We start from the raw sequence: 22,989 nt of genomic DNA on the forward strand, positions 1-22,989 counted from the left end.
AATTATTGTTTTTCTAGTGCAGCAACTTTAGCTTCAAGCGCCTCTAACTTTTCACGCGTCTTAGCAAGCACTTTGCTTTGAAGATCAAACTCTTCGCGCGTTACTAAATCCATTTTCTGAAATCCTTGATTCATCATGGCGCGTACATTCTTTTCAATCTCTTGAGCCGGCGAATTACGAATGGCATCACTAACTTTGTTTTGCATATCGTTTGCGATACGTTGGATTTGCTCGAGGATTTCGCCTGGTTTTTGCATGATGAGGGTTCGCAGTTCTATTGAGAGTTGCAGAAAAGATACACATTCGTATTTTAAGTTGTATGCGTAAAACTGCCCAAAAAGGGGTTAAAACCCGAAAAATGCCCCATATTCACCCTTCAGGTGCAATATTTAGCACCAAAAAAGGGCATTTGCCTTATTTGGGGGATTTGTGACAAAGCCGTGAATTCCCAGGGATTCAATATCACCCCATGCAATAAGCATTCAACCCATTTTTTAATACAACCAGTAAGGAGTAGTTCATGAAAACTTTGCAAAAGACAGCAATCTCTGCGGTAGCAGTAACTTTGTTGGCAGGCCTCACAACTACAGTAGCTTTTGCTGCTGACGAACCAGCGGCGCCTGAAGTAAGCCCTATTACTGCTAACGTAACTGTAGTTAGTGATTATCGTTACCGTGGTATTTCTCAGTCAAACTTTAAGCCTGCCATTCAGGGTGGTTTTGATTACGCGCATGAAAGCGGTTTCTATATTGGTAACTGGAACAGCTCTATTAGCTGGATTTCAGACGCGGCAAGCGCTGGCGGTACCAAGAACGTATCTGCACCTATTGAAATGGACTTCTATGCAGGTATCAAGAAAGAGTTGATCGGCGAAGGTTTTGCTTCAGACCTCGGAGTTTTGCAGTACTACTATCCGACTACTGGTTTACCATCTTCATATACCAACCCAAATACAACTGAGATCTACGCTGCTCAAAACTTTACATTTGGCCCGGTAACAGGCTTTGCTAAGTTCTCTTATGCTGTATCTAATACATTCGGATTTGCAAATAGTAACGGTTCCTACTATCCGGATTTAACTGCAAACTATGACACGGGTATTTGGGGTCTAGCAGTTAATGCACACGTTGGCTATCAATACATTGCCGGTCAAGCTGTTGTTAAAGGCGTTCCAACTGCGAATTACACAGACTGGAAGCTTGGTTTAACTAAAGACTTTGGCGGAGGCTTATCTTTAGCTGCAGCATATATTGGCACCAACGCAGCTAAGACTGGTAGCACCTATGCTTACCAAAGTCCATCAGGCAAAAACTTGGGTGGATCCACTGGCATCGTTTCACTTACCAAAACTTTCTAATTTCCACTCTGAACGGAGAAACACATGAAATTAATTACCGCAATCATCAAGCCCTTCAAGCTTGACGAAGTGCGCGAAGCTCTCTCGGAAGTAGGAGTTTCGGGCATTACCGTCACTGAAGTTAAAGGCTTTGGTCGTCAAAAAGGTCACACCGAGTTGTATCGTGGTGCTGAGTATGTTGTCGACTTTTTACCTAAAGTAAAAATTGAAGCTGCTGTTGAAGATGGCATCTTGGAGCGTGCGATTGAAGCAATTGAAAAATCAGCACGTACTGGCAAGATTGGTGATGGCAAGATTTTTGTCTCTCCAGTTGAGCACGTCATTCGCATTCGTACCGGTGAAACCGGCGCGTCAGCACTTTAAAGAGAGGTTCAAAATGTTAACTTGGATGAAACGACTCGTTGCTGGTGGTGCTATGGCTTTGGCCATTGGCGCTACTGGTGTAATGGTTACTTCGCCAGCGCATGCTGATGAAGTTAAAAAACCAGCTGTAACAGCTCCTGCTGCTACTCCTGCAGCTGCAGAACCTGCTCCTGTTCTTTGCTCTGAAAAGTGCAATAAAGGTGACACTGCTTGGATGATGGTCTGTACAGCATTAGTGCTGTTGATGACTCTGCCTGGCTTGGCGTTGTTCTACGGCGGTTTGACGCGTAGCAAGAACATCTTGTCTATCTGTATGCAATGTTTCATGGTCTTCTCTTTGATTTCAGTGCTATGGGCGATTTATGGCTATAGCTTTGCATTCACGGAAGGCGGAGCATTCATCGGTGGATTAGATCGTCTCTTCTTGGGCGGCATGAATCCAGACTCAGTAGCAGCAACCTTTAGTAAGGGTGTTGTGATTCCTGAGTATGTATTTATGGCTTTCCAAGCAGTGTTCGCAACGATCACTTGCTGCTTGATCATTGGCTCTTTTGCTGAGCGCGCTAAGTTCTCTGCAATCCTGGTATTCATGGTGATTTGGTTCACTTTGAGCTACCTGCCAATCGCTCACATGGTCTGGTTCTGGCCTGGTCCAGATGACATCAAAGATGCTGCATCACTCGAAGCAATTACTGCTCGTGCTGGTTGGTTGTGGCAAAAAGGTGTTCTCGACTTTGCTGGTGGTACCGTTGTGCATATCAATGCTGCGATCGCTGGTTTAGTGGGTTCCTTTGTAATCGGCAAGCGCATTGGTTACGGCAAAGAAGCAATGAAGCCACATAACTTAGTTTATGTAATGACTGGTGCTGCTTTATTGTGGTTCGGCTGGTTTGGTTTCAATGCTGGTTCAGCTCTTGAAGCAAACGGTAGCGCTGCCTTGGCATTCGTGAATACTTATTTAGCTACTGCTGCTGCTGTATTGGGTTGGTCAGTTGCTGAGTGGGTTCTCAAAGGCAAGCCATCAATGTTGGGCGCTGCATCTGGTTGCGTAGCTGGTTTGGTTGCAATTACTCCTGCTGCTGGTTTCGTTGGCCCAATGGGCGCAATCGTAATCGGTGTCATCGCTGGCGTAATCTGCCTCTGGGGTGTTACTGGTCTCAAGAAGATTTTGGGTTCAGACGACAGCTTGGACGTGTTTGGTGTTCACGGCGTAGGTGGTATTACTGGTGCATTGTTGACTGGTGTATTCGCTGACCCAGCTTTGGGTGGAACAGGTATCTGGGATTATGTAGCTAATGCAGTTGCTCCTGATTACTCTGTTGCTAGCCAATTGTGGATCCAAGCTCAAGGCGTAATTACCACTGTAATTTGGTCTGGCGTAGTTTCTTTCGTAGCCTTCAAATTGATCGATATCGTGATTGGTTTGCGCGTTAAGGAAGAAGAAGAGCGCGAAGGCTTGGATATCAGCTCACACGGCGAGACCGCTTACGAGTCTTAATCGGTAGATTTACCCCTCACTGGGCGGCCCTGGTTGGTTGCCTAGTTTTCAGCGCGGGATCCTCGGATCCCGCGTCTTTCTTTTAATAATCTTACAATGGTGGAATGGTTCCACATCTCATTACTGCACTCACCGGCCCTTTGCTCGAATTAGAGTCAAAGGTTCTAGAAGCGACCCCAACCATTGAGCGTTGGTTCAGGCTAGAGTGGCAAGAACATACTCCGCCTTTCTACTGTTCAGTCGATTTACGCAATTCTGGCTTTAAGTTAGCCCCAGTTGATACCAATCTTTTTCCTGGAGGGTTTAATAACCTTTCACCGCAGATGTTGCCGCTTGCCGTTCAAGCTGCCATGGCTGCCATTGAAAAGATTTGCCCTGAGGCTAAAAACTTATTGCTGATCCCAGAGCGTCATACACGCAATACTTTCTATTTGCAGAACATTGCGCGCTTGTCTTCGATTTTGCGTCAAGCCGGCTTGAATGTTCGGCTGGGTACTTTCTCCGAAGAAATTAAGAAGCCAACCTGGATTGATTTGCCTGATGGCAATCGCTTATTGATGGAGCCGCTTTCTCGATTGGGTCTCAAGAAGCAACGCTTAGGTCTAAAAGATTTTGATCCTTGCTCGATTCTATTAAATAACGACTTATCCGCAGGCATCCCTCCGATTCTGGAGAATATTTATGAGCAGTACTTACTGCCAGGCTTGCACGCTGGCTGGCATGTGCGTCGTAAATCAAATCACTTTGCCGCATATGAAGAAGTGGCGAAGAAATTTGCCAAAGTAGTTGATATCGATCCATGGATGATCAACCCTTACTTTACTAGTTGCTCTAATATTAATTTCCATGAGCGCAAGGGCGAAGACGAACTTCAAACTGCTGTAGAGCAAGTCTTAAAAAAGACTGCCAAGAAGTACCGTGAATACGGTATTAAAGAGAAGCCTTATGTCGTAGTAAAAGCTGATGCCGGCACTTATGGCATGGGCGTGATGGTAGTCAATGATCCCGCGCAGCTAAAGGGCTTGAATCGTAAAGACCGCAACAAGATGAGTGTAGTTAAGGAAGGCCTTGAGGTCAGCGATGTATTGATTCAGGAGGGTGTGTATACCTTCGAGAAGGTCAATGAAGCGGTTGCTGAGCCCGTGGTTTACATGATTGATCGTTACGTCATTGGCGGCTTCTATCGCGTTCATACTGACCGCGGTCCGGATGAGAATCTCAATGCTCCTGGCATGCACTTTGTGCCTCTAGCCTTTGAGCAAAACTCGATGCCCGATCTAGGGGCTAAGCCAGGTAGCGCCGCTCCAAATCGCTTCTATCTGTATGGTGTAGTTGCTCGCTTAGCGCTGCTTGCTGCATCATTGGAGCTAGAGCGAACCGATCCCAATGCTGAAGCCGCATAAATAAATCACCAATCTCTCAATAGAAATAATGAACCTTCTTTTTATTGCAGACCCCCTTGAATCTTTTAAGATTCAAAAAGATTCCACACTCGCAATGATGCGAGCAGCGCAAGAGGCGGGACACCACTTGTGGTTTTGTCAAAGTCGCAATGTGTTGTGGAGAGATAATTTTGTGGTGGCTGATTGCCAGTCTTTGGTCATTAAGCCCAGCTCCACGAACTGGTTTGAGTTGGGTGAGATTGAGTCTCGAACACTCAAGTCTTTTTCTGCTGTGCTTATGCGCACAGACCCTCCTTTTGATATTGAATACCTTAATACCACTTGGTTGTTATCTGCTGCAGTACGTCAGGGCGCGAAAGTATTTAACGAGCCGAGTGCTGTTCGAGATCATTCAGAAAAACTGTCTATTACAGAGTTTCCAGAACTGATTCCGCCTACCTTGGTCACGCGTGAATTAGCTGCAGTAGAGCTTTTTCATCAGGAACATCGCGATATCGTGATTAAGCCCTTAGATGGCATGGGCGGAATGGGTGTATTTAGGGTTGGGGCTGATGGCTTAAATCTTGCTAGCATCGTAGAAACGCTTGGTGAGAATGGCGCAAGAACCCTGATGGTTCAACGCTTTCTGCCAGAAATTGCCCAGGGCGACAAACGGGTGCTTTTAATTGGCGGAGAGGTAGTGCCATTTGCTCTAGCTCGCATTCCGCAGGGTAGCGAAATTCGGGGTAATTTAGCTGCGGGTGGCAAAGGCGTAGCGATGCCTTTAACTGAGACCGAAAAAAGGATTGCTGAAAAATTAGCCCCTGTTTTAAATCAGCGTGGATTATTCTTAGTTGGGTTGGATTTAATCGGCGGTTATCTTACTGAAATTAATGTGACGAGCCCTACTTGTTTTGTAGAAATTACTGACCAAAGCAACTTTAATGTTGCGCAATTTTGGTTGGCAGCTTTAGAGAAAGCATTGGCATAAATATGACTGGAATTGTCATCGTTGCTCACACACCGGTTGCCAGCGCAATGCTGGGGTTTGCTGAGCATACTTTTGGTGTATTGCCTGAGCGTGTTCGAGCAGTGGATATTCCTCCTCATGAAGATACCAAGGCAAGCTTTGATCGCGTGATGAAGGCTGCTTATGGTGTGAATACAGGCAACGGCGTTTTAATCCTGACAGATGTGATGGGCGCAACCCCTGCTAATGTGGCTTGCAAGCTAGAGGCCTTGGGCCCTTTATCGGGATTGAATGCGCCTGTCATTGTGCTGGCTGGATTAAACCTACCTATGCTGATGCGTTGCATTTCTCATCGTGGAGAAAATCTGGAAGAGTTAGCGCAAAAAGCGCTTGCTGGTGGACAGAATGGCATCTTGCGCTTAGGTGCAAAAGTAAATCAAGAATAGATAAGGGCCAGCACACTATGCCTTCGGTAGAAATCGAAATCATCAATAAATTAGGCTTGCATGCGCGCGCCTCTGCCAAGCTATCTCAATTAGCTGCTCAGTTTCCTTGTGAAATATTTTTGTCACGTAATGGGCGTCAAATTAATGCGAAAAGCATTATGGGTGTGATGATGTTAGCGGCCGGTATCGGCAGCACTGTGACTCTCGAGACTGTTGGAGAAAAAGCAGATGAAGCTATGCAGGCACTCACCGCCTTAATTAATGACCGATTTGGCGAGGGCGAGTAAATAGTATGACTTTTGCATTGCACGGCATTCCAGTATCGAAAGGCATTGCCATTGGCAAGGCGGTACTGATTTCTCGTGCGGCATTAGAAGTCAGTCATCACTTGATTGAAGCTGGCAAAGAAGAGGCTGAAGCACAAAAGCTATTAGATGCATTTGATCAGGTTCGCCTAGAGCTTGAGCAATTGCGTCAAGGATTGCCAAAAGATGCGCCGCAAGAGATGGCGGCATTCTTAGATGTGCACGGCATGATATTGGCGGACCCAGCATTAGCTGAGAAGCCCATTAAACTCATTCGCACGCAACGCTTAAATGCGGCATGGGCTTTAACCACTGAGCTCAATGATCTTCTGGAGCAGTTTGCAGATATTGAGGATGCGTATTTAAAAGAGCGCGCCAATGATATTCGGCAAGTTGCTGAACGCGTGATTAAGGCTTTAAATGCACAGAAAAAAGATCCATTAAACGATGCCAATTTTTTGCCAACCAGCGATATTGGTGTTGAGTCAATTATTGTTGCTCACGATATTGCACCACACGACATGCTGCGTTTTAAAGAGCATGCTTTTACTGGATTCGTAACGGATCTGGGGGGCAAGACCTCTCATACGGCTATCGTGGCGCGCAGCATGGAAATACCTGCGGTAGTTGGTGTGCGCCATGCCAGCGAAATGATTCGTCATGGCGATTGGTTGGTGCTAGATGGCGATCGAGGAGTTGTAGTAGTTGCCCCAGATGAGCAGCTGCTAGCCGAATATCGCAAACTACAAACTCAGGTGCTTAAAGAAGCCCGTAAGCTCCAACAGTTGAAGCATGCAAAAACAGAAACAGCCGACCGTGTTGAGATTGAGTTGTTTGCCAATATTGAATTGCCAGAAGATGCTATTCAGGCGGTGAAGTTGGGTGCTGTAGGGGTTGGTTTATTCCGTTCTGAATTTTTATTCATGGACCGTAAGCAGGCTTTGCCAGATGAAGAGCAGCAATATCAAGAATATCGTCGCGTAGTCGATTTAATGCATGGCTTACCTGTCAACATCAGAACGATTGACGTTGGTGCAGATAAGGCATTGGGCGGCGGTGGCGATATTTCTCAAACAGGCACATCACCACTGGGCTTGCGGGCGATCCGCTGGTCTTTAACAGAGCCTGAAATATTTTTAACGCAGCTCAGAGCAATCTTGCGTGCATCAGCCCATGGTCAAGCGCGCATCATGATTCCCATGTTGGCGCATGCTAAAGAGATCGATGAAACATTTAGACTGATTGAAAAAGCCAAACAACAATTGCATCAGCGTGGCAAAGCATTTAATCCGAATATTCAAGTTGGCGCAATGATTGAGATTCCGGCCGCTGCTTTAGTCTTGCCTTTGTTTATTAATCGATTCGATTTTCTTTCTATTGGAACGAATGATTTAATTCAGTACACGCTGGCGATTGATCGCGCAGATCATGCAGTTGCCCATTTATATGACCCATTGCATCCAGCGATATTGAATTTATTGGCCAATATCATTGAGCAAGCTAAACGTGCCAATGTACCTGTGGCTGTTTGTGGCGAGATGGCTGGTGATCCTGCATTAACCAGGCTATTGCTTGCCTTGGGCTTAACGGATTTCTCAATGCACTTCAGCCAGTTATTGCTGGTCAAGCGGGAAATTCTTCAGGCCAATGTCGGCTTGTTAAAAGCCCGCGTTGCTAGGGTCTTGAAAGCATACGAGCCAGAAGAGCAGGCAAAGGCTCTAGAGCGACTGCTGTCTTAATTATTTAGTGCGTTGCCTAGTGGGCTGAGCCGCATACCGAGCACTCGGAATTACGGCTAATACGGATTTCATCGATTTGGGTCGTGCGCCCATTCCAGAGCAACATGCGGCCCACCAAGGACTCTCCAAAACCAATTAATACCTGCAGCGCTTGAGCGGCTTGCATGGCTCCAATGATCCCTACTAGAGGCGAGAAGATGCCCATGCTGGAGCAACTGACTTCTTCAAATACTTCATCTGGAGAAAAGATGCAGGCATAGCATGGTGAGCTTGGATTTCGCAGATCAAAGACGCTCACTTGACCATCAAACTTGAGAGCAGAGCCTGAAACCAATGGAATTTGATGTTTAACGCAGGCAGCATTAATCAGGTGTCTGGTTGAAAAGTTATCTGTGCAATCGAGAACAACATCAACGCTTGGCAGTAGTTCAGCTAATAACGAAGCTGTGGCTTTAGCCTGAATAGTTTCAATCTGAATACTGGAGTTAAGACCTTGTAAAAATTCTTTTCCTGACGCCACTTTGCTTTTCCCAATACTACTTTCGGTGTGCATGATTTGGCGCTGCAAATTGGTGAGTTCTACCTCATCGTGATCCATCAGGGTAATGTGGCCTACTCCTGCTGACGCTAAATAGGGTGCTGCAGCGCTGCCTAAGCCGCCGCCGCCGATGACTAATGCATGTGATTGGAGAAGCTTCTCTTGGCCAGCAACATCAATCTCGTCAAGCAGCAAGTGCCTTGAGTATCGAAGTAACTGCTCGTCATTCATGTGCCAGCCGCAGAGATTAAAAGATTATTCGAGCTTGGATGAAGAGCGCTTCACAGGCTGGCCATTAATAAAGGCTACTGCCTGAGAAAGCATGAAGTCATCTGCACTACCTAGTTCAGGCGGTTTCTTATTTTTATCCTTCTCTTTTTCTTCAGGAGTCTTCTTGGCATTTTTCTCTTCAATGCGCTGCAACTCTTCGAGGCGACGTTGTTCACGATCTTTAATCAACTTATCTTCAGCAGATTGCTTATTGCGTAAGTGTTTCTCGCTATCGATCTCGCGAGTGATTAAGACATCATCTGGATCGCCATCTTTATTTTGATCAACTGGAATATCTGGTTTCACACCAAAAGCCTGAATCGACTTGCCACTTGGGGTGTAGTAATAAGCGGTAGTAATCTTCAGTGCTGAATCATTGGTCAAAGGACGAACGGTTTGGACAGAGCCCTTACCAAAGGTCGTTTTTCCAATAATGGTTGCGCGTTTATAGTCCTGGAGTGCGCCAGCCACAATCTCAGAGGCTGATGCGGAATAAGCGTTAACCAAGACCACCATAGGCAATTTCTTAAACATCGCCGGAACACCCGCCAAAGGATCGCCAGACTCATTTAGACGGTACATCGCTGGGTTTGCATTAAATACCTGTTTTGAATCTGGGGACTGGCCTTTAGTAGAGACAATGACTGCATCAGCAGGCAAGAATGCTGCAGCTACACCCACAGCTCCTTGTAATAGACCGCCGCCATTGTTGCGCAGGTCAAGAATGATGCCTTTGAGCTTTGGATCTTGATTGGCGATATCAGTCAATTTTTTAGCAAGATCAGGAACGGTGCGCTCTTGAAAGCTAGTGATGCGTACCCAAGCAATATCGTTATCCAGAATTTTTGTTTTGACGGATTGAACTTTAATTTCTGCACGCGTGATCGTTACTGGAAAGCTACGCTCTTCACTCTTACGAAATACTGTCAACGTAATTTTGGTTCCAGGAGTGCCGCGCATAGTGCGCACAGCTTTGTCTAGAGACATGCCGCGTACTGGTTTGTCATCAAGGCGTGTGATGAGATCTCCAGCTTGAAGGCCTGCGCGAGCAGCAGGACTATCTTCAATTGGATTGAGTACTTTAACTACACCATCTTCAGAAGTGATTTCAATGCCAAGTCCAGCAAACTTTCCAGAAGTCATCTCTTGCATCTCTGCAAAATCTTTTTTATCTAAGAAAGTGGAATGTGGATCAAGACTGCTCACCATTCCTTTAACAGCATCTGTTAGTAGTTGCTTATCTTCTATGGGCTCAACATATTCACGCTTAATTTGGGCAAAGACATTGGAGAGCGTACGCAGCTCATCCAGTGGGAGCTGGGCGCCTTGCTGGGCAGTCGCGGAGAGCTGGATCGTGGCTGCTACGCCGGCAATAAGGCCAACGGTTATTAGGGCGAAATTCTTTAGAAATTGGCGCATATCTCTTTTGCTTTAATCCAAATAAAAGTGTTGAATAGGTTTGAGGTTGTCATCTAACTCATAAACAAGTGGCACACCATTAGGTACGTTCACTTCCATGATGTCTTCGTCAGACATTTGATCTAAATACTTCATGAGTGAACGAATACTGTTGCCGTGTGCTACTAGTAAAACGCGTTTGCCAGCCTTGAGCGCGGGTGCAATAGATTCATTCCACAAGGGTAATACTCGCTCAACGTTATCTTTTAAGCATTCACCCAAAGGAATGTCGGAAGGATTGAGCTTTGAATAACGGAGATCATTTTTAGGATGACGTTCATCATCATGCTCAAGTAGCGGTGGACGCACGTTATAGGAGCGACGCCAAATATGAACTTGTTCATCGCCATATTTAGTTGCTGTTTCAGCTTTATTCAATCCAGTGAGCGCGCCATAGTGACGTTCATTTAAACGCCAACTATGAACAACAGGAAGCCACATCAAATCCATGGCATCTTGAACGTGCCAAAGAGTGCGAATTGCACGCCTTAAAACGGAGGTATAGGCGATATCAAATTCATAACCTGCTTTTTTGAGGTTTGCGCCTGCTGCAATGGCCTGTTCTGCGCCTTTAGGGGTTAAGTCGACGTCCGCCCAGCCAGTGAAGCGGTTTTCAAGGTTCCAGGCAGATTCGCCATGACGAATAAGGACAAGTTGTTTCATAGAGCCATTCTATAATCCGGTGATGAACTTTCTCACGCAAATTGATAATTTAGCGCTTATTGCCCTGTTGTTGGTTTCAGGCATAGCGCTTTTCCTACCCTCATTATCTACGCTTATTGGCGGAAAAGGCTTATCGCCTACCGAAGCGACGATTTGGATTAATCGTCGCAAAGCCTATGTTTTGGACCTGCGCTCGGAGGAGGCCTTCAAAGTTGGTCATCTGCCTGGTGCCAAATTGGCCAATGCCGCTGGTTTGACCGCGGCTATTGAAAAGCTCAAGCTCGATCGCAAGCACCCAGTGGTCTTGGTTTGTGAAACTGGCACCCAGTCACGCAAACTCGTGGCCGAAGCTCAAAAGCTGGGCTTTGCCGAAGTAGGCGCCTTAGATGGCGGTGTCCAGGCTTGGAAAGCAGCAGCGCTGCCTTTAGTGAAATAAGGAAAAATCGATGCCTCCAGTAACAATGTATAGCACCCAAGTTTGCCCTTACTGCGTCATGGCGGAAAAGTTGCTGACTAAAAAAGGCGTTGCTAATCTCGAAAAGATTTTGATTGATCGTGATCCGGCCCAGCGCGAAATAATGATGACACGCACTGGCCGCCGCACTGTTCCACAAATCTATATAGGTGACACGCATGTTGGTGGTTATGACGACTTAGTGGCATTAGATCGGGCTGGAAAGCTTGATCCCTTATTAGCTTAATAGATTAAACATACAAAGAAAGTTAGCAATGACTGAAAAATCCCCAGCACCTCAGGCAAGTGCCGAGCAAGCTAAAGAACCTGGATTTCGTATTCAGCGAATTTACTTAAAAGATGTATCTCTTGAGCAACCAAATGCTCCGCAGATTTTGTTGGTTGCGTCTGAGCCACAAGTGCAGGTTGAGATTGATATCTCCGTTGCACCCTTAAGTGAAGGTATCTTTGAGGTGGCCCTTAGTTCCACTGTGACTGCGAAAGTCGACACCAAAGTACTGTTCTTGGTAGAAGCAAAACAAGCCGGCATCTTTGAATTTAGCAATATTCCGGTGGAGCAAATTGACCCCATGCTTGGTATTGCTTGCCCAACGATTCTGTATCCGTATTTGCGTTCAAATATTGCCGACATTATTAGTCGCGCAGGCTTCCAGCCAATTCATTTGAATGAGATTAATTTCCACGCCATGTACGAACATCGTTTGATGCAAGCTCAACAAGAAGCTGCCGCTAAGGATAGCGCTGCCGCTGAGAGCAAGCCTCACTAAGCTCAACGAGCGAGCCCACAGATCATGAAAGTGACACTGCTTGGTGCTGGCGCCTGGGGAACGGCGATGGCTGCACAAGCAGCTCGCTTTCTCCAAGAAGGTGATGTTGTTTTATGGTCTCGTAGTAAACAACAGTTAAAAGAAATCGAAGAGAGCGCTGAAAATCGCGCTTATCTTTCAGGGATTCAGTTGCCTGCAAACCTCAAGTTTGAAAGCGACTTCTCTACTGCTATCAAAAGACTTTCTAGCGATGATTTATTAGTCATTGCTACACCAATGTCAGGGCTTTCAGAAACAATCGACCAAGCTTTAAAGATTGCTGAGCACCCACTCAATATTATTTGGCTTTGCAAAGGGCTTGAGCCGAATACCGCCTTATTGCCCCATCAGGTAGTAGAGCGTGAGAGCAAGATGCATTCTCATGGAATAACGCATTCATATGGCGCCTTATCTGGCCCAAGCTTTGCGCATGAGGTTGGTGAAGGTATGCCTTGCGCTTTAACCGTTGCTAGCAAATCTCCCAAGTTATGTGAAGCAGTGCAGACCGCTTTCCATCACGGCAATATGCGCGTGTATTCAAGCGATGATTTAATTGGTGTGGAATTGGGTGGGGCAATTAAGAATGTCTTGGCGATTGCTGCAGGTATTGGTGATGGCTTAGATTTAGGTCTGAACGCACGCGCTGCTGTTCTCACACGCGGTTTAGCAGAGATGATGCGCATTGTGAAAGCCGCAGGCGGTAAATCCGAAACTTGTATGGGTCTAACTGGGGTTGGGGACTTGATCTTGACTGCCACTGGAGATCTATCGCGTAATCGGCGCGTTGGCCTTGAGCTTGCTGCTGGTAAGTCGCTGCCTGAGGTTCTTGCCAGTCTTGGTCACGTTGCTGAGGGTGTACTTTGTGCAGAGGCGGTTGGCGACTTAGCAAAACGCCTAGGAGTTGACATGCCGATTACTGCGATGATGGGTGAAGTGCTCTCTGGAAAATTGAACCCGCATGATGCTGTTAAAAAACTCATGGGGCGCGATCCTAAAATCGAATCGTAATTACAGCATCTGGGTCAATTTGTTATTGACCACCAGCAAGGCCATTCTGCCGCCATGCTTCATACACAACGATTGCTACAGTATTTGATAAGTTAAGACTGCGACTGCTATCTTGCATCGCTAGGCGCATACGATTCTCATTCGGAATGGAGTCTCTGACTTCATCCGTAATGCCTTTAGTTTCAGAACCAAATACGAAGTAATCATCGGGCGCGTATTTGCCTTCATGAAACTTTCCTGAGCCCTTGGTGGTCAATGCAAAGAGATGTTGGGGATCGGGTTGCTCATCCTTTAAAAACTCTTCCCAATTTTTATGGACTTTGACTCGTGCAAACTCGTGATAGTCCAAGCCCGCTCTACGCAACTTGGCATCTTCCATTGGAAATCCAAGCGGCTCAATTAAATGTAGCCTTGCTCCGGTATTGGCGCACAAACGAATAATGTTGCCTGTGTTGGGCGGGATTTCTGGTTCGAATAAAACGATATTAAACATGTAGCATTCTTTAGATTGGTCGCGCAGCTCTGAGTAGGACCCAGTTTATTACGCGAGATACACCATTGTCCTTCAGAACGCGCGCAATTTCATTAAGAGTTGCGCCGCTTGTCATTACATCATCAAACACAATCACAGTCTTGTTAGCGAGCTGCTGAATATAACGATCTTCAACGTAAAACATTCCCTGAATGGCTAGCTGGCGATTACTCAAGGTGCTTCCGGCTTGGTGCTTTGCATAATGATGACGCTGCAGCATATAAGGTGATTTTTGAATATGCCCTCCACACCGAATCTGTTTAGCTATTTCCCAGCTTTGATTGAAACCACGCTGTGCTAACTTCTCAATACTGAGCGGCACTGGCAGTAAATAATCAGCAGAGATATCTTCAAGCTCCTTACTAAGAAGTAAGTTCCATGTTCTGCCAAGGGCATTAGCAAATGCAATGCGTTTTTGATACTTCAATTCATGTAGTGGAGTTTGTAGCAATCCATCGTAGCGATCTAAGCAATAAGTTTCATCAAAGTAGGGCCTCAAGGTTTGGCATTGCATGCAGCGTTGCTGTGCAATTTCTGAAGCCTGAAGTGTTATGCCGCATTGGTAGCAGCATTGATAGTTCAATAAACCTTCATCTCGTAATTGATTGAGACAACGATCGCATAGGGATGATTGCTGGAACCCCTGACAAGCAATACATGCTGTGGGCAAAAGTTGTTCACAAATGGCTTGAAAAATGGTCTCAGGAAATCGCATGGGGCGCTGAGTATACTGAGTCAATGACCCAGCCCCTTAGATGGTTACAAGACGAAATTGCAGATCGCATGCTGCAGAAATTAGATATCGTTAAGCTTGATGTAAAAGACATCTTAGTGGTGCCCGATTTTGCTGGTAAGCATTTAGATACGCTCGCTCAGCGCTATCCAAAGGCGCGCATTTTCAGCATCACCGAAAAAGGTGTCTCAGGATTTCAAATGTGGCGTACTAAGGCGATGAGCAATTGGCGATCTGCATTTTCTAGTAATGCTAGCCCCTTGGCCAGTTACACCTCATCTGGAAGATTCGATATTCCTGACAATTCTGTTGATTTAGTGTTTAGCGATCTTTTGTTGCAGGATTTGCCTGATCCTAAGCATTTCTTACAGGAGTGTTGGCGTGTTCTGCGCGAGGGCGGCTTAATCACATTTAGCTATTTGGGCCCCGATACCGGAAAAGAGTTGCGCGCCTTAGAGCTTCCGGACGTAAAGCTGAAGAATTTATTAAGCCCTTGGGATATGCACGATATGGGAGATGCTTTGCTTGGGGAGCGGTTTTCTGATCCTGTAATGGACATGGAGTACCTCACTTTGGATTACGAGAAGCCTGCTTTATTGCTGGCTGATATGAGTGCGCTGAAATTGATACATTCCATCCCTCCCAAAGCGATTGAAAAAGAGGTTTTGTCCCAAAAAATCACCTTAGAGTTAGTTTATGGACATGCCTGGGCCCTTGGAAAGCACCTTGCAAAGGCAAAGGACAACATAGCCTATTTTGATGCAAATCAAATTGTGCGCAAGACTAGGTCAGATTCTGCCTAAGTGTAAGTGCTTACTATCATTTAAACCTCGACCAAGATTGGTTCAAGCTGAGTTATCCCTGTTTGTTCTTGTGCCTAATTAACCCTATAATCACGGCTGAATGTATTGGCTTGAGACCGTTTTTTGGGCATTTTGTGGCATTTTTGCTGCTTTGCTCACGACAATAAACAGAGAATAAGATGAATTTATTTGGAAAAGTCACTAGGGCTTCGCTCTATTTCGTAGTTGCTTTTGGCACTGCTTTTGCTCATGCAGCAGAGAATATGCCTGGTGGCCCAGCTGTTAATCAGCTAAATTTCGCGCCTCCTGCTACCAAAATCATGCAAGAGATCCATTGGTTGCATTGGATGATGTTGGTCATTTGCGCAGTGATTTTTATTGGCGTTTTTGGGGTGATGTTTTATTCCATCTTGAAGCATCGCAAATCATTGGGTCACAAATCAGCTTCTTTCCACGAGAGCACGACTGTTGAAATTATTTGGACAGTTATTCCATTGTTGATTGTTATCGGCATGGCATTGCCAGCAACAAAAACTGTTGTGGCAATGAAAGACACTACTAACTCTGACATCACTATTAAGACCACCGGCTATCAGTGGAAGTGGGGTTATGACTACATCAAGGGTGAGGGTGAAGGCATCAATTTTATTTCGACTTTGGCTACATCCCGAGAGGCAATCAATAACTTAGCACCTAAGTCAGATACTTATCTGATGGAAGTAGATAACGAAATGGTTGTGCCAGTTGGCAAAAAAATTCGTTTGATCACTACTGCTAACGACGTTATTCATGCTTGGACTATCCCAGCGTTTGGCGTAAAGCAAGATGCGATACCAGGCTTTGTTCGTGACACCTGGTTTAGAGCCGACAAGATTGGTACTTTTCGCGGTCAGTGTTCTGAGCTTTGCGGTGCAGAGCATGCCTTCATGCCTATCGTTGTGAGAGTAGTTTCACAAGAGGATTACACCGCTTGGGTTGCTGAGAAGAAAAAAGCAATGGGTGCAGGTGGTGGTGATCCGTCTAAGGTTTACACCCTGGAAGAGCAAAAAGAGCGTGGCGCAAAAGTATATGCAGCTAATTGCGCAGCTTGTCACCAGCCGAATGGCAAAGGTGCTGGGGCATTCCCTGCATTGGATGGCAGCAAAGTGGTTAATGGACCTAAAGCAGGCCAATTTAATATTTTGCTGAACGGTAAAAATGCAATGCCGAAGTGGGCAGGCGTACTTTCCGACGGAGATATCGCAGCCGTAATTACTTATACCCGCAATTCGTGGGGTAATAAAACCGGCGAAGTGATTCAGACCCAAGAAATTATTACCGCACGCGGCCAGTAAATCAGATTAACTAATACAGATAAAACGAAACCGGAGTAATCCATGAGCACAGTCTCTACAACCCACGACCACGCACACGATCACGCGCATGATGATCACACGCCACACGGATGGCGTCGTTGGTTATTTGCAACCAACCACAAAGACATCGGTACGATGTATTTGATCTTCTCGTTTATTAGCCTGTTAGCCGGCGGCACGATGGCCTTGGGAATTCGTCTGGAATTATTCCAGCCTGGTTTACAGTTCTTCCGCCCTGAGTTCTTTAATCAGCTAACAACCATGCATGGTTTGGTAATGGTGTTCGGCGCGATCATGCCGGCATTCGTTGGCTTCGCAAACTGGATGGTGCCTTTGCAAATTGGTGCATCTGATATGGCGTTTGCTCGTATGAATAACTTTAGCTTCTGGATTCTTCCAGTGGCTGCAACATTGCTTTTAAGTTCATTCTTAGTTCCTGGCGGCGCGCCTGCTGGCGGTTGGACAATCTACGCTCCATTGACCTCGCAAATGGGCCCTGGTATGGACATGGCTATTTTTGCCCTCCATTTATTAGGTGCGTCTTCCATCATGGGTTCGATCAACATCATCGTGACCATTTTGAATATGCGCGCTCCTGGTATGACTTTGATGAAGATGCCAATGTTCTGCTGGACTTGGTTGATCACTGCTTACTTATTGATTGCGGTAATGCCTGTATTGGCTGGCGCAATTACGATGGTTTTAACTGACCGTCACTTTGGTACTTCATTCTTCTCTGCAGTTGGCGGCGGGGATCCGGTTATGTTCCAGCATATTTTCTGGTTCTTTGGGCACCCAGAGGTTTACATCATGATTCTTCCAGCATTTGGAATCGTTAGTGAAATCGTTCCTGCTTTCTCCAGAAAAACATTGTTTGGTTACAGCTCAATGGTTTACGCAACATCGTCTATTGCGATCTTGTCATTCATTGTTTGGGCTCACCATATGTTTGCAACTGGTATGCCGGTAACTGGCCAGTTGTTCTTCATGTACGCAACGATGTTGATCGCTGTACCAACTGGTGTAAAGATTTTTAACTGGGTTGCAACCATGTGGAAAGGTTCAATGACCTTTGAAACTCCAATGTTGTGGGCTATTGGCTTCATCTTCGTATTTACGATGGGTGGCTTTACTGGCTTGATCCTGGCATTGGCGCCAATCGATATTGGTTTGCAAGATACCTACTATGTTGTAGCGCACTTCCACTATGTGTTGGTAGCGGGTTCATTGTTTGCTATGTTCGCCGGCTTCTACTACTGGTGTCCTAAGTGGACCGGTCGCATGGCTAATGAAACTCGCGGCAAGATCCACTTTTGGACTTCCATGATTTTCTTTAACATCACATTCTTCCCAATGCACTTCTTGGGCTTAGCAGGCATGCCACGTCGTTATGCCGACTACCCTACTCAGTTTGCTGATTTCAATTTAATTGCTTCAATCGGCGCTCTAGGCTTTGGATTATCGCAAGTGTACTTCTTGTTCTGTGTAGCATTACCTGCTTACCGTGGTCATGGTGAGAAGGCTCCAGCCAAGCCTTGGGACGGTGCTAAGGGTTTAGAGTGGACTGTGCCTTCACCAGCTCCACACCACACCTTTGAAACTCCTCCAAGTGCTGAGCAGTTACGTGAAGCAGGAATTTAATACGTCCCCTAAACAAGCCCTAGCTGCGAATAATCGTCGCTTAGGGCTGATTCTTTTGAGCGTTGCCGTAGTCTTTTTTATTGGCATTGTGATGAAGTGGAGCGTTTTGGGTTAATCCCACTTTGCCTATATGACCGTGACTTATTCTGCAAATCGCCAAATCTTAATGAAGCTACTTATTGCTTCAGTCATGATGTTTGGCTTTGGTTATGCCTTGGTTCCTATGTATAAAGCCTTGTGTGAGGTTACTGGGATTAATGTTGTAACGAGTAAAAATGACTATGGTGTCAGAGCCTTCAGCCCAAATAGGGTTGGTAATACCCAGGTTAACTATGCACGTACGGTGACGATTGAGTTTGACTCTAATAGCCGAGGCCCGTTTACTTTCAAACCAGTAAAGAATTTTTTAGAAGTGCATCCTGGTGAAATGACTGAGATTGTTTATGAGGTTACCAACAATCAGAATCGCCCAGTGCGAGCACAGGCAATACCAAGTTATGCGCCTAAAAGTGCTACAGAGTTTTTTACAAAGTTAGAGTGTTTTTGTTTTCAAGAGCAAACCCTAGCGGCAAATGAAACAAAGAAGATGCCGGTAGTTTTTGTGATCGATGCGGGTTTACCGGATGATGTGAAAACCATTACTTTGTCGTATACCTTCTTTGAGCTGGGCATGGGTGGTACACCACCTGCACCAAAGTCAAAGGTGGTGTCGTGAAGAAAAAAAGTAGTTTTATGCAGTCTATGAAAGCCGTGATGTGGGGCTTTTTGGGCGTGCGTAAACAATCAGGTTTGCAGGAAGATGTAGCTTCACTCAGTTTTGTTCACATTATCATTGCAGGTGTTGTTGGCGCCTTGATTTTTATGGGTGTTCTCCTGTTGATAGTGAAAGCAGTTGTGTCCCAATGATTATTTTTTGATTGAATAGAGAGAATAAGATGTCATCCAATTCAAACCCATACTATTTCGTCCCTGGACTATCTAGGCATCCTGCCATGGCCGCCGTCGGCTTAATTGCATTTGGCGCTGGTATGTCTGGCTGGGTAAATCACACTTCTTGGGGCGGCGCCCTGAGCTTGGTTGGTGTGGCATGGATTCTGTTTGTGCTCTATCACTGGTTCGGAGATACGATTGCTGAATCCAATGCTGGTAAGAATGGTATCAACGTTGATATTTCTTATCGTTGGTCAATGGCTTGGTTCATCTTTTCAGAAATCATGTTCTTTGGTGCATTCTTTGCGGCCCTCTTTTACGCACGCAATATTGCAATGCCTTGGATGGGTGACGTTACGAGCAAATTACTTTGGCCTAATTTCCAGGCTGTTTGGCCAAATGATGGTCCTGCTGGATTGGTTGAGAAATTCACAACCATGGGCCCTTGGCCGGTTCCAACCATCAACACATTGTTGTTGCTAAGCTCTGGTGTGACTATTACTATTGCTCACCATGCATTGGTAGAGAACCACATGAAGAAAGCCATTATTGGCTTGGCTGCAACTGTTGGCCTGGGCTTTATCTTCTTGTGTTTCCAAGGCTACGAGTACTACCATGCCTACCATGAGCTTAATTTGAAGCTCACATCAGGTATCTACGGCTCTACATTCTTTATGTTGACTGGCTTCCATGGTTTCCACGTATTCCTTGGTGGCACTATGCTGGCGATCGTATTGCGCCGTATGATTCGTGGCGACTTTACTGCTAAACACCACTTTGCTTTTGAAGGCGCTGCTTGGTACTGGCACTTCGTTGACGTAGTCTGGCTTGGTTTGTACATCGCTGTTTACTGGATGTAAGTTGAATAAAAATCGGGGCTTTAAAGCCCCGATTTGTTTTAGCACTCTTGTTGTGTGCGGTAACGGTTAGTTTGTTCCCACCCTGATGCCAGTAGCCTCAATGAGGCCAAAGTAGTGGGCTAGCAGAATTCCTAAAAATAGCGCGACGGATAACCCAATGCGTAGCATCAGTGAATGAACCATGCGGGAACTATTTCCCCTATCTTTCATCATGTAATAAAGAGCCGATCCTAAGCTAAAAACAATCATTAGTAGGACAATAGGAATAATCCACTTCATCTCAAATCCCTCAATTGAATAAGCTGTTTTTTGCCCTCGTTGCCAAGCGCATAGTTGCTACTTTATCAGCCTTGCTGGTGATTGCGATCGGCTGTGGCGCTGGGGTCTGGCAACTGAGCAGGGCTAACACCAAAATTGCCTTAGCAGCAAATTTACAGGCCCGCCAACAAATGCCGATCTTAAGTGCCAATGCCATACCATGGACTTTGGAAGAGGCTAGTGAACGTCGTATGATTGCTCGTGGGCGATATGTTCCCGAGGCAGCAGTTTGGCTGGATAACAGGCCAAGACCTATTCCTCCTGTTGGTAGCGCCACTGCACAGTCCGGCTTTTACCTGATGATGCCTTTGAGGTTGGAAGGGAAAGATGAGGTTCTTTGGGTGAATCGGGGTTGGGCGCCGCGCAATAATGAAAATCGCGAAACCCTCCCACCCGTGCAAACTCCAAACAAGGTAGTCAATATTGAAGGCGTTGTATTTGCTCATCCCGGGAAAGTCTATGAGCTTGGGAGTAGCAAGATTTCTGCCGATGTAAACAAACCAAGAATTGAACAAAATTTTGATTTAACAGCTGAAGGCAAGTTACATGGTTGGAGTCAAGCGCCCTTTATCTTGCGTGAGATTGAGGTTGGCATAGAGGATGGCTTAATCCGTGATTGGGCACCTCTGACAACTGGGGTCGATCGCCATTATGCTTATGCATTCCAGTGGTTTGCTTTGGCTTTTGCTGGATTTTTATTTTGGTTGCTAAGTGGCCTGCGGCAATATAAACGACAGGGATTAGTGAATGGGGATCAAGAGTGAGTGATAAAGAGTTATTAATTCCAGCTTCACAGGTGGATGCATCTGCGATTAATGCGCGTACGCGTCGTGGCCGCATTCAGATGTTGTTGTTATTGCTGGCTTGTGCCTCACCAGTTCTCGCTTCTTACTTTGCTTATTATGTGATTAAACCTGAGGGTGGAAAAACCAATTTCGGAACGCTCGTATATCCAGCGCAAGAGTTCAATGCGGCGTGGCTTGATACTCCACTCCAGGGTAAATGGACTCTCTTGGTAGCTCGTCCAGCTGGCGAATGTCACATCAAAGATGAGAAATGTATTGAAGCTTTATTTCTGATGCGCCAAACCAAAGTTGCTATGGGTAGAGAAAGTGGACGCTTGCAGTTGATCTGGGTGAATACCGATGGCAAGCCTGTTGACCCTGAAGTCCTAAAGATTTATGACGAAAAGACGGCGGGGCTTAAGGTGCTTACATTGCCTTCCGACCCAAAGAAAAGGACTGAATTTGAGGCTTGGTTAAATAAAGAGGGTGTAGGACAGGAAATTCAGTTGATTGACCCAAGTCCTGCCAAGATGATGTATTTCCCAGTGACAAATTCTCCTAAAGAATTTTCTAGTATGAAGAAAGACTTGGAAAAGCTTCTGAAGTTAAATCACAAGGGCGAAAGTTTGTAATGCCCAGTCTGATTTTATTTCTGGAGCTGGCGGCCATCGCTATTGTTTTTGCTGGCCTACCGCTCTTCTTCATTTGGAAAAAGCCTGGCTATAGCTTGTTGCAAAAACTTAATTGGGTTTTGGTCTTTATGACCTTTGACCTAATTGTATTTGGTGCATTTACACGTCTCACTGACTCTGGGCTGGGCTGCCCTGATTGGCCTGGATGCTACGGTACTTCGAATCCTTTTCATGCACTTGGCGACATTCAGCAAGCTGAGAGCGCCTTGCCGACTGGGCCTGTAACGGTCATTAAGGCTTGGATCGAAATGATTCATCGCTACTTAGCTATGACAGTAGGTACATTGATTTTAGTGCAAGTGGCTATTGCATTTTCTGAACTGAAGTCCTTAGGAAAAAAGCCTTTGTTCGGTAGCTTGGGATTGCTCTTATTAGTTTGTGTTCAAGGCGCCTTTGGTGCTTGGACTGTCACCCTGAAGTTGCAGCCAATCATCGTTTCGATTCATTTGATGTTGGCCTTAGTGTTATTGGCCTGCTTAACAGCGTATGCGCAGCAGTCATGGGAGACCAAGTCCTCTGCTATTCGCACCATTCGGGTACGACCGCTTTCTGCGCAACTCCTCACCCTTTCTTTTATAGTTTTATTCATACAGGTTTTCCTAGGCGCATGGGTGAGTACCAATTACGCAGTACTAGCCTGTCCTGATTTCCCAACCTGTTTGGGAAGTGCTTGGCCTGAGACTAATTGGAGTGAGGGCTTTACTCTCTGGCGTCAATTGGGGCTCAATGCTCAGGGAGAATTTATCTCCCCTGCGGCCCTGCAAACAATCCACTGGGCACATCGCCTCTTTGCCATGCTGGTATTGCTTGTACTTGGGACCCTGGGCTGGAGAGCGCTTGCGCTGGCAACCCCAGTTCTAGCAGGCCTTAGTCAAGTGGCTAAGCTATTGCTCGGAGTGCTTTTATTGCAAGTCATCACTGGTATTTCTAATGTGGTGTTTCAGTGGCCGTTATTGGCGGCTTTATTGCACACTGCTGGCTCTGCGGCTTTGGTATTCTGTTTGGTCAGAATGAGCTATTGGGCATCTTGGAAGCCTTTCATTCAAAAGAAGATGGCGTAAA

The 22,989-nt window shown here is 45.9% G+C and carries 29 protein-coding genes; 22 read left to right on the forward strand and 7 right to left on the reverse strand.

All coding sequences use genetic code 11. The features are described from left to right. Positions 1 to 2 precede the first annotated feature (2 nt). The gene (locus ICE89_RS09070) at positions 3 to 257 is read right to left on the reverse strand and encodes an accessory factor UbiK family protein (protein ID WP_216265660.1); all 255 of its coding nucleotides are present in this window, start codon (positions 255 to 257) and stop codon (positions 3 to 5) included. Between the two features lie 263 nt (positions 258 to 520). Between ICE89_RS09070 and ICE89_RS09075 the strand changes: the two genes are divergently transcribed. The 8 genes from ICE89_RS09075 to ptsP all read left to right on the forward strand — a co-directional run bounded on the left by ICE89_RS09075 (position 521) and on the right by ptsP (position 8,060). Continuing rightward, complete coding sequence (locus tag ICE89_RS09075; RefSeq protein ID WP_216265661.1) at positions 521 to 1,357, forward strand: TorF family putative porin; 837 nt, start codon at positions 521 to 523, stop codon at positions 1,355 to 1,357. 24 nt (positions 1,358 to 1,381) lie between these two features. Continuing rightward, complete coding sequence (locus ICE89_RS09080) at positions 1,382 to 1,720, forward strand: P-II family nitrogen regulator (RefSeq protein ID WP_011903792.1); 339 nt, start codon at positions 1,382 to 1,384, stop codon at positions 1,718 to 1,720. Positions 1,721 to 1,733: 13 nt separating this feature from the next. Then, entirely contained in the window at positions 1,734 to 3,218 is a 1,485-nt protein-coding gene (locus ICE89_RS09085; protein WP_216262850.1) for an ammonium transporter, read from the forward strand. Between the two features lie 104 nt (positions 3,219 to 3,322). Beyond that, positions 3,323 to 4,621 carry a glutamate--cysteine ligase gene (gene gshA, locus ICE89_RS09090; RefSeq protein WP_072582662.1) on the forward strand — a complete coding sequence of 433 codons (1,299 nt, stop codon included), beginning with the start codon at positions 3,323 to 3,325 and terminating at the stop codon, positions 4,619 to 4,621. Between the two features lie 28 nt (positions 4,622 to 4,649). Continuing rightward, positions 4,650 to 5,591: a glutathione synthase gene (gene gshB / locus ICE89_RS09095; protein ID WP_216262849.1), complete on the forward strand. Its 942-nt coding sequence runs from the start codon at positions 4,650 to 4,652 to the stop codon at positions 5,589 to 5,591. A 2-nt stretch (positions 5,592 to 5,593) separates the two neighbouring features. Further along, entirely contained in the window at positions 5,594 to 6,016 is a 423-nt protein-coding gene (locus ICE89_RS09100; protein WP_216262848.1) for a PTS sugar transporter subunit IIA, read from the forward strand. A 17-nt stretch (positions 6,017 to 6,033) separates the two neighbouring features. Continuing rightward, positions 6,034 to 6,303 (forward strand): HPr family phosphocarrier protein, encoded by a 270-nt coding sequence (locus tag ICE89_RS09105; protein ID WP_072582664.1) that lies wholly within the window; start codon positions 6,034 to 6,036, stop codon positions 6,301 to 6,303. A gap of 5 nt (positions 6,304 to 6,308) precedes the next feature. Continuing rightward, on the forward strand, positions 6,309 to 8,060 hold the full coding sequence (gene ptsP, locus ICE89_RS09110) for a phosphoenolpyruvate--protein phosphotransferase (protein ID WP_216262847.1): 1,752 nt from the start codon (positions 6,309 to 6,311) through the stop codon (positions 8,058 to 8,060). 16 nt (positions 8,061 to 8,076) lie between these two features. Here the strand turns inward: ptsP and ICE89_RS09115 are convergent, their stop codons facing one another. The 3 genes from ICE89_RS09115 to gpmA are packed head-to-tail and all read right to left on the reverse strand — an operon-like array spanning position 8,077 to position 10,989. Beyond that, a complete protein-coding gene (locus tag ICE89_RS09115; protein ID WP_216262846.1) occupies positions 8,077 to 8,829 on the reverse strand; it encodes a HesA/MoeB/ThiF family protein in 753 nt (250 codons plus the stop codon). 24 nt (positions 8,830 to 8,853) lie between these two features. Continuing rightward, complete coding sequence (locus ICE89_RS09120; protein ID WP_216262845.1) at positions 8,854 to 10,287, reverse strand: S41 family peptidase; 1,434 nt, start codon at positions 10,285 to 10,287, stop codon at positions 8,854 to 8,856. Between the two features lie 12 nt (positions 10,288 to 10,299). Next, positions 10,300 to 10,989 carry a 2,3-diphosphoglycerate-dependent phosphoglycerate mutase gene (gene gpmA, locus ICE89_RS09125; RefSeq protein ID WP_216262844.1) on the reverse strand — a complete coding sequence of 230 codons (690 nt, stop codon included), beginning with the start codon at positions 10,987 to 10,989 and terminating at the stop codon, positions 10,300 to 10,302. A gap of 22 nt (positions 10,990 to 11,011) precedes the next feature. Here gpmA and ICE89_RS09130 point away from each other — a divergent pair, with 22 nt between their 5' ends. From ICE89_RS09130 to ICE89_RS09145, 4 genes are read left to right on the forward strand one after another with little or no spacing between them, the layout of a single operon-like run. After that, entirely contained in the window at positions 11,012 to 11,425 is a 414-nt protein-coding gene (locus ICE89_RS09130) for a rhodanese-like domain-containing protein (RefSeq protein WP_216262843.1), read from the forward strand. Between the two features lie 10 nt (positions 11,426 to 11,435). Further along, the gene (gene grxC / locus ICE89_RS09135) at positions 11,436 to 11,690 is read left to right on the forward strand and encodes a glutaredoxin 3 (protein WP_072582670.1); all 255 of its coding nucleotides are present in this window, start codon (positions 11,436 to 11,438) and stop codon (positions 11,688 to 11,690) included. A gap of 28 nt (positions 11,691 to 11,718) precedes the next feature. Continuing rightward, positions 11,719 to 12,231, forward strand: coding sequence for a protein-export chaperone SecB (secB, locus tag ICE89_RS09140; protein WP_216265662.1), 513 nt, complete (start codon positions 11,719 to 11,721; stop codon positions 12,229 to 12,231). A gap of 24 nt (positions 12,232 to 12,255) precedes the next feature. Further along, entirely contained in the window at positions 12,256 to 13,278 is a 1,023-nt protein-coding gene (locus tag ICE89_RS09145; RefSeq protein ID WP_216265663.1) for an NAD(P)H-dependent glycerol-3-phosphate dehydrogenase, read from the forward strand. 22 nt (positions 13,279 to 13,300) lie between these two features. Here ICE89_RS09145 and trmL read toward each other — a convergent pair whose 3' ends face one another. Further along, entirely contained in the window at positions 13,301 to 13,771 is a 471-nt protein-coding gene (gene trmL, locus ICE89_RS09150; RefSeq protein ID WP_216262840.1) for a tRNA (uridine(34)/cytosine(34)/5-carboxymethylaminomethyluridine(34)-2'-O)-methyltransferase TrmL, read from the reverse strand. A gap of 10 nt (positions 13,772 to 13,781) precedes the next feature. Next, on the reverse strand, positions 13,782 to 14,549 hold the full coding sequence (locus tag ICE89_RS09155; protein ID WP_255558789.1) for a ComF family protein: 768 nt from the start codon (positions 14,547 to 14,549) through the stop codon (positions 13,782 to 13,784). Between ICE89_RS09155 and ICE89_RS09160 the strand changes: the two genes are divergently transcribed. From ICE89_RS09160 to ICE89_RS09190, 7 genes are all read left to right on the forward strand, one after another. After that, the gene (locus ICE89_RS09160) at positions 14,549 to 15,346 is read left to right on the forward strand and encodes a class I SAM-dependent methyltransferase (protein WP_255558790.1); all 798 of its coding nucleotides are present in this window, start codon (positions 14,549 to 14,551) and stop codon (positions 15,344 to 15,346) included. The two genes, ICE89_RS09155 and ICE89_RS09160, sit on opposite strands and share 1 nt — an antisense overlap. Before the next feature lie 263 nt (positions 15,347 to 15,609). After that, on the forward strand, positions 15,610 to 16,680 hold the full coding sequence (gene coxB / locus ICE89_RS09165; RefSeq protein WP_370625360.1) for a cytochrome c oxidase subunit II: 1,071 nt from the start codon (positions 15,610 to 15,612) through the stop codon (positions 16,678 to 16,680). Positions 16,681 to 16,722: 42 nt separating this feature from the next. After that, on the forward strand, positions 16,723 to 18,342 hold the full coding sequence (gene ctaD / locus ICE89_RS09170) for a cytochrome c oxidase subunit I (RefSeq protein WP_216262836.1): 1,620 nt from the start codon (positions 16,723 to 16,725) through the stop codon (positions 18,340 to 18,342). Beyond that, positions 18,326 to 18,457: a cytochrome oxidase small assembly protein gene (locus ICE89_RS09175; RefSeq protein WP_216262835.1), complete on the forward strand. Its 132-nt coding sequence runs from the start codon at positions 18,326 to 18,328 to the stop codon at positions 18,455 to 18,457. The genes ctaD and ICE89_RS09175 overlap by 17 nt, the downstream gene beginning before the upstream one ends. Positions 18,458 to 18,472: 15 nt before the next feature. Then, a complete protein-coding gene (locus tag ICE89_RS09180; protein WP_216265667.1) occupies positions 18,473 to 19,057 on the forward strand; it encodes a cytochrome c oxidase assembly protein in 585 nt (194 codons plus the stop codon). 17 nt (positions 19,058 to 19,074) lie between these two features. Then, positions 19,075 to 19,248, forward strand: a complete 174-nt coding sequence (locus ICE89_RS09185; protein WP_216265668.1) for a DUF2970 domain-containing protein — start codon at positions 19,075 to 19,077, stop codon at positions 19,246 to 19,248. 29 nt (positions 19,249 to 19,277) lie between these two features. Beyond that, positions 19,278 to 20,132, forward strand: coding sequence for a cytochrome c oxidase subunit 3 (locus ICE89_RS09190; RefSeq protein ID WP_216265669.1), 855 nt, complete (start codon positions 19,278 to 19,280; stop codon positions 20,130 to 20,132). A 66-nt stretch (positions 20,133 to 20,198) separates the two neighbouring features. On the opposite strand, the gene ICE89_RS09195 is transcribed toward ICE89_RS09190, so the two are convergent. Beyond that, positions 20,199 to 20,411, reverse strand: a complete 213-nt coding sequence (locus tag ICE89_RS09195) for a twin transmembrane helix small protein (RefSeq protein WP_072582679.1) — start codon at positions 20,409 to 20,411, stop codon at positions 20,199 to 20,201. A gap of 14 nt (positions 20,412 to 20,425) precedes the next feature. Between ICE89_RS09195 and ICE89_RS09200 the strand changes: the two genes are divergently transcribed. From ICE89_RS09200 to ICE89_RS09210, 3 genes are read left to right on the forward strand one after another with little or no spacing between them, the layout of a single operon-like run. After that, positions 20,426 to 21,214 carry an SURF1 family protein gene (locus ICE89_RS09200; protein ID WP_255558791.1) on the forward strand — a complete coding sequence of 263 codons (789 nt, stop codon included), beginning with the start codon at positions 20,426 to 20,428 and terminating at the stop codon, positions 21,212 to 21,214. After that, positions 21,211 to 21,867 (forward strand): hypothetical protein, encoded by a 657-nt coding sequence (locus ICE89_RS09205; protein WP_216265670.1) that lies wholly within the window; start codon positions 21,211 to 21,213, stop codon positions 21,865 to 21,867. Before ICE89_RS09200 ends, ICE89_RS09205 begins: the two co-directional genes overlap by 4 nt. Beyond that, positions 21,867 to 22,988, forward strand: a complete 1,122-nt coding sequence (locus ICE89_RS09210; RefSeq protein WP_216262831.1) for a heme A synthase — start codon at positions 21,867 to 21,869, stop codon at positions 22,986 to 22,988. Before ICE89_RS09205 ends, ICE89_RS09210 begins: the two co-directional genes overlap by 1 nt. Position 22,989: the final 1 nt, after the last annotated feature.

Source organism: Polynucleobacter sp. AP-Kaivos-20-H2 (genome assembly GCF_018882215.1).
Taxonomy (GTDB): domain Bacteria; phylum Pseudomonadota; class Gammaproteobacteria; order Burkholderiales; family Burkholderiaceae; genus Polynucleobacter.